This is a genomic window from Peptoniphilus rachelemmaiella (assembly GCF_943169845.1).
Taxonomy (GTDB): Bacteria; Bacillota; Clostridia; order Tissierellales; family Peptoniphilaceae; genus Aedoeadaptatus; species Aedoeadaptatus rachelemmaiella.
Genome location: NZ_CALPBW010000011.1, coordinates 13,920 through 28,638, shown reverse-complemented (window position 1 = coordinate 28,638; position 14,719 = coordinate 13,920). Strand labels below are relative to the sequence as shown.

Below are 14,719 nucleotides of genomic sequence, written 5' to 3'. Positions count from 1 at the left end.
AGGACAAAATGGAAGAACAAAAATATGCAGTAAGTGAACCGGGGTATCTGCAAGAAACCATGGAGCGGATGGACCGCCCCGCTGAAAATGAACGTGCAACGAAAACAGTGGCGAGAGAAGAATTTACCTTTTCCCGCCCCTTTGTTTTTGAGGGGAGAGACGTAAAGTCAATTTACATGGACCTCGACAGCTTGACCGGGCGCGATGTAAAGCGGGTCATCCAATCCTTGCCGCCGGAAGATCAAGCTGCGCCGGTTATCGAGCTCAATAAGACGTTCCAGGCCGCTCTCGCCGCATATGCTGCGGACGTACCGATCGAGTTGATCGAAGCGGCCAGTATCAAAGACTATAGCGCCATCACGCTAAAGGTGATGGATTTTTTATTATAAATTTTGGCCGGGGATATAGGCTCCATCAGCTTAAGCGCGACTTGCGCAAAGTTTGCATTGGCCTAAGTCAAGCCACATACACGCCGATTTATTATTTTGAGGGCTTGCCGATAGAGGAGTTGTTTGAGATGGTCGCCGATGTGAATGAAATGGCGAAGAGGGGGTGAGGACTTGGGAAGGGTCCATGAGTTAATCTTTAAAATCAACGGAAAACTGGACGGGTCTGCCTCAAGTGCGCTAAAGAACCTCGCTTCGGACACTTCGCGGACGGCGAAGGAACTCAAAAAGCTTGAAAAAGCCCGCCTGAATATCCAGGGTGTGGAAAAGGCGAAAAGCTCCATTGCCGGCTTAAAAGAGGCGTTATCTAAGTCTGCCGCGACGACGAAAGCGGCAAAAGCCGCTTACAACGCATCGGCTGCAGAGACAAGAAAATTAGGCGAGGCCGCCGCCAAAGCAAAAGCAAAAGTAAGCAACCTCGAAATGGAAGTCGCCAAGTCTGTTAAGCCAACGAGGGAACTTAAGTCCGCTTTGGCGGTAGCCAAGCTGGAGGCAAAACAGGCGGGGCAAGCGCTCAAGGCATCTGCTGACAAAACGAAAACACTTGGCGCCAGCTACGAAAAAGCAAAATCAGGCACCATTCGTCTAAACTCAGAATTAAAAAGGGAACAAGCCACTTTGGCGGGTTTGAAGTCGAAACTTACCGCCGCCGGCGTGGCCACTTCCGCTTTTGGAACGATCCAGAAAAAAGCCGGCAGGATGGCGGCTTTATATGGTGCGCAACAAGCCGCATCCGCCGCGTATGAGAAATCAAAAGCGCAAACGTCGGCGTTGGCTGGCTCCCTCACGCGTAAAGCACTACTTGTCGGCGGAACCATTGGTGTCCCCGTGAAACTCGCCATCGACGCAGAAAACACTATGGCGGACATCGGAAAAATGATCGACTTCAAAGATGCGGTGGAAAAAGCTGATTTTGAAGCGGCCATGCGCAAAAAGCTATCCACAGAAATTCCAATGGCCTTTAAAGATTACGGCGATTTAATTTCTTCGGCGGCGGGCGCAGGCATAAAGAAAGCTGAGCTTTTGCCGTTTTCCGAAGACGCGGCCAAAATGTCTGTGGCCATGGATATTGAAGCCGGGGCTGCAGGCGAGATGATGGCCAAGTGGCGTTCGGCATTCCAAATGTCCCAAGAAGATGTTGTCGGTTTAGCAGATAAGATCAATTACTTATCTAACAATTCGGCGGCAACGGCTCCGGAAATTGCAAATATCGTATCTAAAGTCGGTGCGTTGGGCGAGTTGTCCGGTTTTAATGCGGGACAAGTTGCCGCTATTGGTACGGCTATGGTTTCAATGGGTGTCGATGCCGACGTCGGCGCCACCGGCATGAAAAAAGTTGCCACTGTCCTAACTAAAGGGGCGGGAGCAACGAAAAGACAACAAGATGCGTATGCCCAATTAGGATTGACGGCCAAAAACGTAGCCTCCAGCATGATGACAGATGCTGAGGGTACTTTTGTCGGCATCCTGGAAAAAATTAGGGCCCTGCCGAAAGAGGCGCAGACATCTGTGCTAACTAACCTTTTTGGGGAAGAGTCTGTACAGGCTATCGCACCTATGCTCAACAACCTGGACACCTTAAAGCAATCCTTTGCCAACGTCAATGAAGAGGCAGGCAAATTCAAGGGATCCATGCAAGAAGAATTTGATATCCGGTCACAGACGACAGAAAACCAGCTTAAGCTGTTGAAAGAAAGCATGAGCAATGTTGGCGCACAACTGGGCTCCGCCCTTCTGCCAACCATTGTGCAGCTGGCACAAAAAGCCAGTGCGGCGGCTAACAAGTTTAGCGACTGGGCTGCCAAAAATCCGCAATTGGTTTCTACCATTGTAAAAATTGCCGCAGCAATTGCCGCAGCAAGTCTTGCCGCCACCGCAATAAAACTGGTAATTTCCGGCATTACGACGGGCGTTTTCGGAGCCGCCTCCGGAGTGTTAAAAATGATCGAAAAATTCCATGATGTGTATAAAATCGTCAGAATCGTGGCCTCTTTTATCATGGGATTAAACCCGATCGTTCTGGCTATCGGCGTTGTCGTGGCAATTGTTGCGGCCCTGATCATCCGAAATTGGGATAAAATCAAGGCCTTTGCGATCGCCAGCTACACAGCTATAAAAGCCGGCTTTAATAGTGCCATGCAAGCTATCGCAAGCTTTTTTGGTGGCATTGCCGCCGGACTCCAAAGTAAATGGAACGCCATTAAAAGCGCCGGCAGTCGGGCTGCATCCGCTATATCCAACGCCTGGCATAATGCTTTGGGCTGGATAACCGGCAAAATTGATGCAATTAAAGGCACGTGGGACAAAATCAAAGGTGGGATCAGCAACTTTGGCGGCGGCGGAAGAGCCCCCACCGGGGCGACTCCGAGAGCGACAGGCGGCATCGTTCGTAAGCCCGAGCTTGCCTATATCGGCGAGGGTGGCGACGACGAAGCGGTCATCCCTTTAAACAACCGCTTAAACTCCATGCGCTTGTGGCAGTACGCCGGAGAACGCCTTGGGGCGCTGCAACGGGTATCTGCCGGTGGTGGGCCAGCCACCACTTCTGCGCAATCCCGGTCCGGTTCCGTCGTGATCCAATTTAACATCGATGCGAGCGGCGCTGATCCCGGAACTGCGGGGGCCATCCAAGCGGCTATGGATCACTTAAGCCCGCGTTTTGAACGTATGGTCGTGCAAGCGCTGAATAAATACGACCACGACCGCGCGCGATTGGCTTTTAGTTAAGGAGGAGCGACATGCAAAGACGAGAGGAGTCTCGGGATCCACGCTTTAGTCAAATGTCGTCGGTCCCTACGATTCCAGAATTTATCGATGTTTACACGACGGTTTTGGGTGATACGTGGGATAAGATCGCCTTTAAGGTTTATGGAAATGAGATTTATTTGCACGAACTAATGACCAGCAATCCCGATCACATCAAGACCATATTCTTCGGCTCCGGCGTACGGATCATATGCCCGGATATCCCACTACCTGTAGACAAGTCACTTCCGCCGTGGAAACGGGGTGAATGATGGACCAGTACGCAAGAAGAACGAGCGTCCACTTAGTTTATGACGGGAAAGACATCACAAAAGAAATCCAGGCCTTTTTACTTGACTTTAGTTACACCGACAATGACAAGGAAGCGGAAGACATCCAGCTTAACCTCGAAAATCGGGATCGTTTATGGCTAAATTCCTGGTTTCCCAAGCGGGGTGACGAAATCCAAGCGAAAATAGTCATGGAGCACTACAACTTTCCGGGAGAAAAAATTGTCATCCCCTGTGGAAAGTTTGAAGTAGATGAGATCACGGCGAAAGGTTCGCCAAATGTTGTGAGTTTAAAGGCCATATCCCACCCCGCCAAAGGGGACTCCAAGGATACAAAAAAGAACAAGTCGTGGGAATGGATTGAATACAAAGATTTAGTTAAGGAAGTGGCCGCCAGAAATAAAATGGCGGTCACTTTCGAAATAGAGGGCTCCCGGATATACGACAAAATAGACCAAAACCAGCTATCGGATATGGAGTTTATTAAAAAAATATCTGAGGAACAAGGGTACGAAGTCAAACTCGAAAACAAGAAAGTTGTCATAACCCAAGAAAAATTTTATATAAAGCAAAAACCGAAGTTCAAAATACGGTATACCCCGCCCGGAAAAGCGGATACACCCTACGAGGACGACTTATATGAGCTTTTGAGTTGGGAGTTTACGCAATCCGGGCTCCACGCCTACGCCGCGGCGGAAAATCAGTATAAAGACCCCGAATCAGGGAAAGTCTTTAAAACAAAAGTGGAGAACGCGGGCGAAAAAAGTAAATCCGGAAAAGTCCTCCGGCTAAACAAAAAAGCAAAGTCAGAGGCCGAAGCCAAAAAGAAGTGCCAGGAAGCGCTGGATAAAGAGAATAAAAAAATCCAGACCGCGAAGTTTACGGTTGCGCCCTTTCGAGCCATTGCAGCGAAACAGGTAATGGAAGTTATCGGTTGGGGGGAATTCGATGGCAAATACCTTGTCATGGGTGTATCTCATAAGATTAGTGAATCCGGCTATACGGTGGACTTGGATTGCACCAGAATCAATAAAGGCGATAAACTCGGCGATTTTGACAAAAAAGAAGAAAGTGGGGCGGATGCCGTACGTGGTAGCGGATCAATTGAAGCTGTTTTCGCTGCCGGGGAACAAGCCCTCGGTAAAAAGTATACTTGGGGCGGGACTGACCCTCTTCATGGCGGCGCCGACTGCTCCGGATTTGTTACTTGGTGCTACAAGCAGGCGGGGATGGATGTTGGCGGACGAATTACATCGTCAAGCCTCGGAAATAACCCTCGAGCTCACGGCTTCCAAAAGGTGCCGTGGGAATCCATGCAACGCGGGGATGTGCTCCAGTTTTTCGGCAACCCCGGACACGTTGGAATTTACGCCGGAAACGGGCGCGTGCTTGAGTGCGGCGGGAATAGCAAACGTACTTTGGGCTATTCCGGTGTCGCCTACACGACGCTTAATAAGACGCGGTTTAAAAACTGTTTCCGCTATGTAGGTAAATAAGGAGGTGCCTGTGGACGTAGAAAACAATCGGCTACTTATGATCGGAGAGGTACTCTCTATTAATCCCGAGAAAGCACGTGCGCGCGTTATTTTTCGGGATCGGGACGATATGCAAACGAAAGAAATCCCAATCCAGTATCTGCATACGTACGAAAACATGAAAGTTTACGCCATGCCAGACATTGGGGAGCAAGTGATTTGCTGCTTTTTGGCTAACGGATTGGAGGAGGGTTTTATTATGGGGTCCTATTATGACGATGCCAACCCGCCCCCGGAGAAAAACCCAAAAAAGAAATTGATCCTCTTTAACAACAAGGACTATGTGCTTTACGAAGAGGGCCATATGACGGCGAAAGCAGAAGAGATAACGTTGATCGCGCCGCGGATTACATTAGACGGCGATGTGCAGATTACAAAAAGCCTTTCAGTTGCCGAATCCGTTACCTCTCCCATTTTTAACGGCGTAGCTACAAGCTGCTTAAATTGCTAGGAGGTGTGAAATGATTGGATATTTTGGGCCTATACATTTTGAGTCCTCTACAAACAAAGTAAAAACTTTTAAAGATTTAAGCCGCAAGAACGCTACGCGCTGGGGCGAACATAGTTCCCTCCAACGCAAGCCGGTTATGGAATTTGTCGGCAAAGGGATCGATGAAATTTCTTTCACGTTGTTTTGGCGAATCGAAGACAATGTATACCCCGAAAAAGAAATCAAGCCATTGAAGGATGCCATGCAAGAAGGAAAAGTTCTTGCTTTTTTTCTAGGCTCTCGACCGGTCGGAAGCGGGAAGTATGTTGTCACACAAATAGATGATTCGGCCAAGCGGATTGACAATAAGGGGAATCTTTTAGCTGTGGAGTATCAAGTCACGGCCAAAGAGTATGTAACGAATAAGGCAAAAGTAAAAGAGAAAAAGAAAGATAAAATCGACAAAAAAATGGTGGCAAAAAAGAAAGTTACTAAGGAGGCGAACAAAAAATGAGGGCCACGGTATCAACTAGAGAGCCCACCCCAATTAGGCTCGGGGTTAAGGGCGTAGATGACATCGTTCAATGCCTCCACACTCTGCTCACCACCATTCGCGGAACCGTTTTTTTAGATCGCCGCTTAGGCGTAGAAATGGACGTGATTGATGAGCCGCTTAACAGTTTGGGCTCCTTGTATCAATCCATTTACTTTCAGATCGAAGAGTATGAGCCGCGCGTAGAGGTGCTGGAGGTAAAAGTGGAGCAAGACCACTTGAGTGGACAGGCCCATGTGACGGTGGAGGTAGATATAGATGAACGAGTACTTTAATCTACAACCTGTAGAATTTGTAGACATTGATGTTGAAAAAATTAAATCGGATGCCGTTGATGAGCTGGAGAAGCGGCTGGGCAAGGATATTTATCCCGCATCCCCGGAGCGAATCATGCTCTTGACACTTCTGGACTACATTATTCAGGACAGGGAGCTTATAAACGACACGGGCAAGCAGAATCTTTTAGCCTACTCACGGGACGGGTTCCTCGATCACATGGGGGCTTTGATGGAAGAGGTTCGCTTTCCCGCTTACCCGGCGCAAACGACATTGGAATTTACCATTTCCCAACCCCTCGATTATGTTCACGTGATCCCTTCGGGAACGCGCGTGCGGTCGATGGATGGGGCCGTTTTTTCGACGACGGAACCGCTCATGATCGCAATCGGTGAGGTGACCGGGAGAGTAACTGCCGCCAGCACAGAGCCCGGCGCGAAATATAACGCAATCCCCGCTGGGCAGATTATTAATGTAATTGACACCTTCCCACACTACCAATCTGTAAAAAATGTTACGGCGACTGGCGGAGGAACGGATCGCGAAGACGACGACCACTATCGGATACGGATCCACGAGGCCCCAGAAAAATTTTCTACCGCCGGGCCCGACGGGGCTTATCGCTACTGGGCCAGAACCGTCAATCCGAATGTGGGCGATGTGGCTGTGTGGTCACCAAAACCGGGGGTTGCACAGGTTGTGCCGCTTTACGTTGACGGGTCCATCCCCGGCGAAGAGGTGCTCGACGATATAAAAGAGCGACTGAACGACCGGTCCATCCGGCCCTTGACTGACAAAGTTGAGGTGGTCGCCCCGACAGTACACAAAGTAGATCTTGAGGTGGACTACTGGATCAGCGAGACAAATATCCCCTTTGTCGCGGAAATAAAAAAAGCCGTCGACGCGTCTGTGGGGGATTTTGTGACCTGGCAAAAGTCCAGGCTTGGCCGTGACTTTAACCCGTCTCAATTGATCACGCTTATGGTGGCGGCAGGTGCGAAGCGGGTTGACGTAAAACAACAATTTACAGTCCTTAAAGAAACCGAAGTTTGCTACGTCAACCCGAAAGTTATCTCGTATAAAGGGGTTGAGGCAGAATGACGCGGCATAGAAATCGTGACGGGGACGTTGTTATCGGGAGCCCACCCAAAAAGGTAGCCACCGAATTTGAAAAGGCCAAGCCCATGCTCCATAAGATGCTACCCTCGTCGTTGCAACACGATAAAACATTAGAAGTTATTTGCGAGATCCTCCAGCCCTATCTCGACGAAAACTGGGAAATGGCCCTTTTACTTTTAATTTATAAGCGGATTGACGAGCTGCCCGAAACGGCGCTTAATCACTTAGCGTATCAATTCCACGTGGATTTTTACGATATAAACTTTAGCTTGGAAAAGAAGAGAGCCGTCGTCAAGCAATCAATCGCTTGGCATAAGCACAAAGGCACCCCGTGGGCGGTGGAGAATATGCTGACGACGATGTTTGGAAATGCCGGGCTTACAGAATGGTACGAATATGATGGCCGGCCCTATTATTTTAAAATCCATATCTTGGAAGGGGAAAACCCTATTGTCCTCGATAAAAATTTTTATGAGGCTTTACAGACGATAAAAAACACCAGGTCATGGCTAGACGACGTCACAATCATAGCGGCTAAAGCGCTCGCTCTGAAAACACAGTACGGCGACACAAAATTCCCGGTCCCTGTCTGTGGCGAGCGAAAGTGCGGAACACTTCGCGAGGACAAGATTCTCGGTACGCGGCATACGGCGGAACTGGGCATCAAGATTGGTCTCGGCCAGCATCGCGATTATTACGGCTACACCAACGGCGGCCACAAAGCGGGCGAGCTGAGAGCGGATAAAGAGGAGGAATTTATCTACATGCAAGATCTAAAGAGTGAGGCGGCATTTACTTTTACGGAGGACGATCATGATTAGCGACTACTTAATGCACCGGGTGGTGGAGTACATCCGCGACCATATCGCCAAGGCGACCATCGTCATAGACGGCGAGGAGGCGGACGGGGAGATTATGCGGGTGGATATAACAAAAAACCACCTGCTCAAGATTTTTATCAACACCCCCCGCCCCCACGGAAAAATTACAGATGTGCGGGTCTACGATAAGACGGGCGCCCTGGTGATCAACCGCCCGCAGGAAACGGAAAAAATCTTAGGATACGGATTGGTGAGCAGTTTTTATATCCAGCTGATCGAGCACGAGATTACCGATCCAAACAGTGTTTTTAAAATGGGGGTAGAGAATGAAGTATAATCAGCGAGAATATTACAGGACAAAAGAGGAGGTCAAGAAAGATCCCAAGTACCTGGATAAGCTGATCGAGAGCTTCCTGGACGACGATATCGAGCTGGTCTATTGGGACGATCACATCTCCGAGTTTGGGAACGTACGGACGGAAATTATCCGCGGGAAAGATGACCAAGGGAATGAAATCGTGCAACACGAACGGTTCGATGGCTACATCTTTCAGGAGGGCACGCCGGTGGATTCGTGGCACTTGGGCCGCATGGAATGGAACGACTTGATCAACCATCTAAAAATCAAGTATTTGATGGACCTGGTGCGGAGAATCAATCTGCAACTAAACACGCTGGTCGGCGGGATCAGCAACAACATGCCGCATAACAGCTTTTTGGCCGAGACCATCGCCGGGGATCTCGTCGTCATCGAAGGCTGGTATGACGAAGAAAACGGCCGCGGGGTTGTATGATGCTGCCGAAGATTAGCGGCGGCTTTATCAACGTCACGCAGCGGTGCAACTTGGCGTGTAAGTATTGCTTTGTAAAACAACAACCCCTGGAGATTGATTATAAAACGGCGAAGGATGCCGTGGACTTTTATGCCCGAAATGCCCTGGACAACCTAACTACGCCGACGGCGACCTTCTTCGGCGGCGAGCCCATGCTGCGGTACGACGACATCATTAAGCCCTTGGTGGATTATGTCCGCGGGCGGTACGGCGATTATGATTTATCCATCACCACAAACGGGACGCTTTTAGACGAGGAGCGGCTCAAGTTTTTAAGCGACAACGGCGTCAGCGTCTTACTCTCCATCGACGGCGACAAGGCGACGCAGGACAAGTTGCGGGTAAAGCACGACGGGAGCGGCTCTTTTGACGACATCCCCATCGACCTGTACCGCAAGTATTATCCCGACGAGACCTTCCGCGCCACCTTGGATCCGCGAAATGTGAGGGACATGTACGTCAATTACATTTTTGCCGTGGGAAAGGGCTATACAAGTGTGACCATGATCCCCAACGTTTTTGAGGCGTGGAGCGCGGAGGATTATGCTGCCATGGAGCGTGGGCTCGATCAGATTATGGAGCATATCGACCGCGCCAAGGCGAGCGGCGAGCCCTACGCGGAGTTTACCGAGGTGGAGAAACGCAGGACGGACAAGACCCGCGACTGCGTGCGGGATGCCCTCGGGTGCGGCACTTGCGGCATCGGTGCGGGGCCTTCGGGGTCCGTTGGCCCGAGCGGAGATATTTACTCATGCCAGGAGATGACGGAGAATCCCGATTGCGGCGATTTTAAAATCGGCAATATCTACACCGGCGTGGACGACGAGAAGCGCATGGCGATTATCTCCCGCTTCCACGTGGACCAGATCAAAAGCGCGGCGGAGGGCCGATGCGAGAAGTGCGCGGCGAAGGGAATCTGCGTCGGCGGATGTACGATAAATAACTATTTTGCAAACAAAGATTTAAATACGATCCCCGAAGCCTATTGTAGATGGACCGAGGCGACGTATTTAGCAGGGGAAAGGACGGTGTAATATGACATGCTTATACGGATGTCAGAGTAATTGGGAGTTTGGGGACCGCGGCGAGTGTGAAGGTTATCAGAGCTGCCATGAAGGCTCCAGTAATAGGGAGCCTTATACGCCAAGCAATATTTATGTGCCGAGCAGCGTCAATGCGGGAGAGACGGTGGCAGTGTCGTGGAGTTGGGTAGATGGCCGCGGCTACAATGTGACTTACTATCTGGAGCGCAGCATCGACAACGGCTACTATCGATCGATTTATAGCGGGCGGGAAATGAGTTATAACGACACAGCCCCGCGAGGTGCTAATACCCTGCGCTACCGCGTCAAGGTCCAGAGCTCGAAAAATAGTGATTACAGCGGCTATGCGACGAGCAGCATCGTAAGTGTCATCAACAACCAGGCCCCCGTAATCAGCGGCAACGATTATGATTATGGTGCCGTTAGAGAGGATTTTACGATCACTTGGAGAGTAAGCGACGCGGACAATGACGCGGTGACGGTTACCATCACGGCATCGGGCAAGGTGGTTTACGATCGCAAAACCACGCTCAACGTCAATAATCAGCTGGATATTAAGCTGGCGGATTACAGTCTCGGCGACCATCGCGTGGAGATCGTGGCAAAAGACGCCAAAGGGGCGACGGCGAAGCGAATCTATCGCTTTACCAAGATCAACACCCCGCCCAAGTTTAATGTCTCGAACGGCGATTTGGGCGACAAGAACACGCCTTTTAGCTTTACGTACCAGGTGGCGGACGCCGAGGGCGACAATGTCAGCGTCGTCGAGTATTTAGACGACGAAATTATCCGGAGTCGCAGCACCGTGGAACTCGGGACGGATTTGACGATCACCATCGACGATGCCAAGCTACGATCCCTAGAATTAGGCAAGACCTACAAGATCAGGGTCGAGGCGGAGGACGACAAGAAGGGCCGGGCGACACTGGTACAAACATTCCGCCGGGCTAACTTTGCGCCGACGATTTTAATCCAAGATAGTAGCGGGGCCTATGTAGCCGCCGACGTGGATATCGGCGAGAAAACATCCGCACTGGGCGATATTAAGTTTAAAGTCGAGGACATCGAGGGCGACACCGTAGAAGTCAAAGTGGACTACGACGGCATCAAGGCACTAACCCCCACGGAGAGCGGTGGCGTTTACACCATCGGCTCGGACAGCGGCCTTGGCGATTTTGTAAAGGTAAGACCGGGACGGCACGCGATCCATATCGAAGCCACGGATAGCACAGGTAATACGAGCCGGCGGACGATCTCTTTTACCCGCACAGTGGCGCGGCTGGTGATGCAATTAAAAGACCCCATCGAAACCGACGCGGCGGCGCGGAAGATCCTCATCATCCCTAACTGGCGCGTGGCAAAAGGCGCGGAAGGGCGAATTTACGCCTGCAACAACTTTTTTGACGAGACGCCCACGTGGGAGGACATCACGTCCATGGTGATGTCCAATCTCAACTACAACTTTAAAAACGCCAAGCGCACGGCGGATAAATGGGGGATATCGGTAAAGATCGTGGTCGAGCGCAAGACGGCGACCATGGATAGCTATGTATACGGCATCGGAGGTGCATTTGAATGATTATCCACAATCAGAGATCCTTGATCGCGATCCATCAAGAGCGGGATCGCGAGGATTACATCGAGGAGAAAGTAAAGGACGGCGACGTCATTAAGACCATTAAGACCATCGACGACAAAGTGGACGCGCAAGGCGAGGCTTCCACGGCCACCGTCATGGAGATGTCGGAGATGATCGGGACGCAGGCGCAGATTATCGAGGATCAAAAAAAGGCCATGGAAAACATGGCCATGGAAATGACAGAGATGATCGGGATGTTGCAGGTGGAAGTTGCAAGTTTAAAGGAGGCTAAATAATGTTTAAGCTCGACGAAAATAGCATGATCGTAAAAATTTGGGCCAATGCAATCAAACGCGGAGAAAAAACCATCGAGGACGTGCCGACCTGCTTCGGAATGCGGGATGCCGTGAAAAAACGCCTTGAACTCGACAAAGCCGAGGCGTAGACCATGAAGCGGGTAACGCTTGGGCGATTTGCCTTCCAGTACCGCACCCGTGCGGAGTGGGAGGCGTCGCAACTGATTTTATACGCGGGGGAGCTAGCCGTGGAGGGCGACACGGGCTTGATGAAGGTAGGGGACGGGAGAAGGCTTTATGCCGAACTTCCGTACTTTAACCGCGGCCCGGAAGGGAAGCGAGGAAAGAAGGGCGACCGCGGCGAAACCGGTGCGGCCCTAAATGTAAAAGGAACTAAAAATACCGCCTCGGAGCTCCCTGTAACAGGCATGGCGGGCGATGCTTACATGGTTGGCGGCGATCTGTACGTGTGGAGCGAGACGACGTGGACAAATGTCGGAAGGATCAAAGGCGAGAAAGGGGATCGTGGAGAGCCGGGACAAAAAGGCGATCCGCCGAAGCTCACCATCTCTGATGCGGGTACGTGGGTCGTGGAAGGTGTGGATACCGGGAAGCACGCCATGGGGCCCAAGGGCGAACAAGGTGATCCCGGAGTGGAAGGGAAGCGCGGGTTGCCTATGCGCTATGACGACCTAACACCCGAGCAAAAGCAAGAAGTGGCGGATATGGTGCATGTCGATCTCACGGCCTACGCCAAGAAAGCCAACCTTTTAGATAAACAATATTTATATGACATCTTAATGGGGGAAAGCCTCGTAACAAAAAAAGCAGGCGAATGGCCCGAGGTGCATGGCAAGCCCACAACCATTGAGGACTGGGCTTTTTCTAACAACCAACTCACGGCGGTAACCATACCGCCGAGCGTTACAACCATTGGGGACTGGGCTTTTAGAGGCAACCAACTCACGGCGGTAACCATACCGCCGAGCGTTACAACCATTGGGAAATCGGCTTTTGATAGAAACCAACTCACGGCGGTAACCATACCGCCGAGCGTTACAAGCATTGGGGAAGCGGCTTTTGATAGAAACCAACTCACGGCGGTAACCATACCGCCGAGCGTTACAACCATTGGGAAATCGGCTTTTGATAGAAACCAACTCACGGCGGTAACCATACCGCCGAGCGTTACAACCATTGGGGAATCGGCTTTTTCTAGCAACAAACTCACGGCGGTAACCATACCGCCGAGCGTTACAACCATTGGGGACTGGGCTTTTGATAGCAACAAATTAACCGAAGTAAAAGTCCCTAAAAATTGCACAGTCGCAGACGGCGCCTTTGACGAGGACGTAAACATCATTAGATATTAGAGAGGAGTGATCTATGCAACTTGACATTGACTTAATCGCAAAATGGGCAACCGCCTTTATTGCGATTTTTAGCTTTGCGCGGCTAATCGTCACGCCATTTACAAAAGTGATGACAGGGACAAAAGCCACGCTAAAAAGTTTAGAAGATACGATCCAGGAGCTACGCCGTGACATCCTCGACAGCCAAAAGGATCGGGACGAGATCCACAGACTACTGGAGACCCACGACGATAGAATCAATAAGGTTGAGGACGAAGTGATTAGGATCGACACCTACTGCACAGCAAAGACAAGGGAGGATTGATCCGTGCAATACATTTACAAGCCCATCACCAACGCCCGCCAGATCGGGCGCAAGCGGGCCCACAGTGAGATTAAATTTATCGTGATCCACTACACCGGCAATTACAACGCGGGAGCCGATGCGGAGGGGCACTACGAGTATTTACAGGGAGCGACGCGGTATGGGTCCGCGCACTACTTTGTAGACGACAGGCAGATCATACAAACTATCGGCGACAGTCGGGTGGCTTGGGCCGTGGGAGATAACCAAGGCCATGGGAGGTATCTCAACGGATGCACCAATAACAACTCGATCAGTATCGAGATGTGCGTTAATGCCGATGCGGACCAAAAAAAGACCTATAAAAACGTCTTGGAGCTGACCAAAAATCTCATGGCCAAGTTTAAGGTGCCGGCGGAAAGAGTATGTCGCCACTACGACGTGAGCCGCAAGGATTGTCCCCACAATTTTAGGGCCAATAATTGGGCCATGTGGTGGCAGTTTAAAGAGGAGATTAAAGCCCCTATTGAGTGGCAAATCGACCTCTCCAAGTCCTCGGAGTTTGGGCCACAGGCAAGAGCGGCGGCACCGGTGGCCGAGGTCACGGATGTGGAGGATTTAAAGGCGCAGGACAAAGCGCGGAAGGAGTATTTAATGACACAAAAAGTTGATCCGGATTATCTGCCTAAATGGGCGGAAGCAGAGTGGGAAGAAGCGAAGGAACTCGGCATCACCGATGGAACCCGTCCCGGTGCCATGGCGACACGGGCGGAAGTTGCGGCGATGCTGGTAAGAACGTATAAAGCGAAGGAGGCAAAAAATGCAAAATGCGATTGTCATGACGGCGGCAGTGTTGGGTATCGTACAGGCCTGTAAAATTGCTGGACTCCCGGCTAAATACTCTCCCATTGTGGCGATCCTCGTCGGCGCGATTATGTACGTGGCCGTTGCGGGCATCTCTCCCGAGCATGTCGTGACAGGCATCGTGATCGGGCTCTCCGCCGTGGGACTTTATGAGAGCGGGTCGAGAGTGGGCGATAAGGGCATCGTAAGCCCGCAGGAAAAAGAGGCATACAAAGATCACGCGCATAAATAGC

Annotated in this window: 19 protein-coding genes; all 19 read left to right on the top strand. The window is 50.9% G+C overall.

What is annotated here, in order from left to right:
- Window positions 1-8 precede the first annotated feature (8 nt).
- A complete protein-coding gene (locus KO087_RS05920) occupies window positions 9-389 on the top strand; it encodes a hypothetical protein (RefSeq protein WP_215508378.1) in 381 nt (126 codons plus the stop codon).
- Between the two features lie 171 nt (window positions 390-560).
- Window positions 561-3,173 (top strand): phage tail tape measure protein, encoded by a 2,613-nt coding sequence (locus tag KO087_RS05915; protein ID WP_215508377.1) that lies wholly within the window; start codon window positions 561-563, stop codon window positions 3,171-3,173.
- A gap of 11 nt (window positions 3,174-3,184) precedes the next feature.
- Complete coding sequence (locus tag KO087_RS05910; RefSeq protein WP_215508376.1) at window positions 3,185-3,463, top strand: tail protein X; 279 nt, start codon at window positions 3,185-3,187, stop codon at window positions 3,461-3,463.
- The gene (locus KO087_RS05905) at window positions 3,460-4,977 is read left to right on the top strand and encodes an NlpC/P60 family protein (protein ID WP_215508375.1); all 1,518 of its coding nucleotides are present in this window, start codon (window positions 3,460-3,462) and stop codon (window positions 4,975-4,977) included. The genes KO087_RS05910 and KO087_RS05905 overlap by 4 nt, the downstream gene beginning before the upstream one ends.
- 10 nt (window positions 4,978-4,987) lie before the next feature.
- Window positions 4,988-5,467, top strand: a complete 480-nt coding sequence (locus KO087_RS05900; RefSeq protein ID WP_215508374.1) for a phage baseplate assembly protein V — start codon at window positions 4,988-4,990, stop codon at window positions 5,465-5,467.
- Between the two features lie 10 nt (window positions 5,468-5,477).
- Window positions 5,478-5,960, top strand: coding sequence for a phage tail protein (locus KO087_RS05895; protein ID WP_215508373.1), 483 nt, complete (start codon window positions 5,478-5,480; stop codon window positions 5,958-5,960).
- On the top strand, window positions 5,957-6,274 hold the full coding sequence (locus KO087_RS05890) for a GPW/gp25 family protein (RefSeq protein WP_215508372.1): 318 nt from the start codon (window positions 5,957-5,959) through the stop codon (window positions 6,272-6,274). Before KO087_RS05895 ends, KO087_RS05890 begins: the two co-directional genes overlap by 4 nt.
- Window positions 6,258-7,376, top strand: a complete 1,119-nt coding sequence (locus KO087_RS05885; RefSeq protein WP_215508371.1) for a baseplate assembly protein — start codon at window positions 6,258-6,260, stop codon at window positions 7,374-7,376. Before KO087_RS05890 ends, KO087_RS05885 begins: the two co-directional genes overlap by 17 nt.
- Window positions 7,373-8,215: a phage tail protein I gene (locus KO087_RS05880; RefSeq protein ID WP_215508370.1), complete on the top strand. Its 843-nt coding sequence runs from the start codon at window positions 7,373-7,375 to the stop codon at window positions 8,213-8,215. The genes KO087_RS05885 and KO087_RS05880 overlap by 4 nt, the downstream gene beginning before the upstream one ends.
- Window positions 8,208-8,552, top strand: coding sequence for a hypothetical protein (locus KO087_RS05875; protein ID WP_215508369.1), 345 nt, complete (start codon window positions 8,208-8,210; stop codon window positions 8,550-8,552). The genes KO087_RS05880 and KO087_RS05875 overlap by 8 nt, the downstream gene beginning before the upstream one ends.
- Window positions 8,542-9,009: a hypothetical protein gene (locus tag KO087_RS05870; RefSeq protein WP_215508368.1), complete on the top strand. Its 468-nt coding sequence runs from the start codon at window positions 8,542-8,544 to the stop codon at window positions 9,007-9,009. Before KO087_RS05875 ends, KO087_RS05870 begins: the two co-directional genes overlap by 11 nt.
- A complete protein-coding gene (locus KO087_RS05865; RefSeq protein WP_215508367.1) occupies window positions 9,006-10,082 on the top strand; it encodes a radical SAM/SPASM domain-containing protein in 1,077 nt (358 codons plus the stop codon). The genes KO087_RS05870 and KO087_RS05865 overlap by 4 nt, the downstream gene beginning before the upstream one ends.
- A gap of 154 nt (window positions 10,083-10,236) precedes the next feature.
- Window positions 10,237-11,670 (top strand): hypothetical protein, encoded by a 1,434-nt coding sequence (locus KO087_RS05860; RefSeq protein WP_215508366.1) that lies wholly within the window; start codon window positions 10,237-10,239, stop codon window positions 11,668-11,670.
- The gene (locus tag KO087_RS05855; RefSeq protein ID WP_215508365.1) at window positions 11,667-11,966 is read left to right on the top strand and encodes a hypothetical protein; all 300 of its coding nucleotides are present in this window, start codon (window positions 11,667-11,669) and stop codon (window positions 11,964-11,966) included. The genes KO087_RS05860 and KO087_RS05855 overlap by 4 nt, the downstream gene beginning before the upstream one ends.
- On the top strand, window positions 11,966-12,115 hold the full coding sequence (locus KO087_RS05850) for a hypothetical protein (protein WP_215508364.1): 150 nt from the start codon (window positions 11,966-11,968) through the stop codon (window positions 12,113-12,115). Before KO087_RS05855 ends, KO087_RS05850 begins: the two co-directional genes overlap by 1 nt.
- Window positions 12,116-12,118: 3 nt before the next feature.
- Entirely contained in the window at window positions 12,119-13,339 is a 1,221-nt protein-coding gene (locus tag KO087_RS05845; RefSeq protein WP_215508363.1) for a leucine-rich repeat domain-containing protein, read from the top strand.
- Window positions 13,340-13,352: 13 nt separating this feature from the next.
- The gene (locus tag KO087_RS05840; RefSeq protein ID WP_215508362.1) at window positions 13,353-13,643 is read left to right on the top strand and encodes a hypothetical protein; all 291 of its coding nucleotides are present in this window, start codon (window positions 13,353-13,355) and stop codon (window positions 13,641-13,643) included.
- A 3-nt stretch (window positions 13,644-13,646) separates the two neighbouring features.
- A complete protein-coding gene (locus tag KO087_RS05835) occupies window positions 13,647-14,498 on the top strand; it encodes a peptidoglycan recognition protein family protein (RefSeq protein WP_251374938.1) in 852 nt (283 codons plus the stop codon).
- Complete coding sequence (locus tag KO087_RS05830; protein ID WP_215508361.1) at window positions 14,443-14,718, top strand: phage holin family protein; 276 nt, start codon at window positions 14,443-14,445, stop codon at window positions 14,716-14,718. Before KO087_RS05835 ends, KO087_RS05830 begins: the two co-directional genes overlap by 56 nt.
- Window position 14,719: the final 1 nt, after the last annotated feature.

Bases quoted from the DNA above. Each gene is read 5' to 3' on its own strand.
- KO087_RS05880 (WP_215508370.1), top strand. From the start codon at position 7,373: ATGACGCGGCATAGAAATCGTGACGGGGACGTTGTTATCGGGAGCCCA.
- KO087_RS05910 (WP_215508376.1), top strand. From the start codon at position 3,185: ATGCAAAGACGAGAGGAGTCTCGGGATCCACGCTTTAGTCAAATGTCG.
- KO087_RS05905 (WP_215508375.1), top strand. From the start codon at position 3,460: ATGATGGACCAGTACGCAAGAAGAACGAGCGTCCACTTAGTTTATGAC.
- KO087_RS05850 (WP_215508364.1), top strand. From the start codon at position 11,966: ATGTTTAAGCTCGACGAAAATAGCATGATCGTAAAAATTTGGGCCAAT.
- KO087_RS05920 (WP_215508378.1), top strand. From the start codon at position 9: ATGGAAGAACAAAAATATGCAGTAAGTGAACCGGGGTATCTGCAAGAA.
- KO087_RS05840 (WP_215508362.1), top strand. From the start codon at position 13,353: ATGCAACTTGACATTGACTTAATCGCAAAATGGGCAACCGCCTTTATT.
- KO087_RS05890 (WP_215508372.1), top strand. From the start codon at position 5,957: ATGAGGGCCACGGTATCAACTAGAGAGCCCACCCCAATTAGGCTCGGG.
- KO087_RS05875 (WP_215508369.1), top strand. From the start codon at position 8,208: ATGATTAGCGACTACTTAATGCACCGGGTGGTGGAGTACATCCGCGAC.
- KO087_RS05845 (WP_215508363.1), top strand. From the start codon at position 12,119: ATGAAGCGGGTAACGCTTGGGCGATTTGCCTTCCAGTACCGCACCCGT.
- KO087_RS05885 (WP_215508371.1), top strand. From the start codon at position 6,258: ATGAACGAGTACTTTAATCTACAACCTGTAGAATTTGTAGACATTGAT.
- KO087_RS05830 (WP_215508361.1), top strand. From the start codon at position 14,443: ATGCAAAATGCGATTGTCATGACGGCGGCAGTGTTGGGTATCGTACAG.
- KO087_RS05865 (WP_215508367.1), top strand. From the start codon at position 9,006: ATGATGCTGCCGAAGATTAGCGGCGGCTTTATCAACGTCACGCAGCGG.
- KO087_RS05895 (WP_215508373.1), top strand. From the start codon at position 5,478: ATGATTGGATATTTTGGGCCTATACATTTTGAGTCCTCTACAAACAAA.
- KO087_RS05855 (WP_215508365.1), top strand. From the start codon at position 11,667: ATGATTATCCACAATCAGAGATCCTTGATCGCGATCCATCAAGAGCGG.
- KO087_RS05870 (WP_215508368.1), top strand. From the start codon at position 8,542: ATGAAGTATAATCAGCGAGAATATTACAGGACAAAAGAGGAGGTCAAG.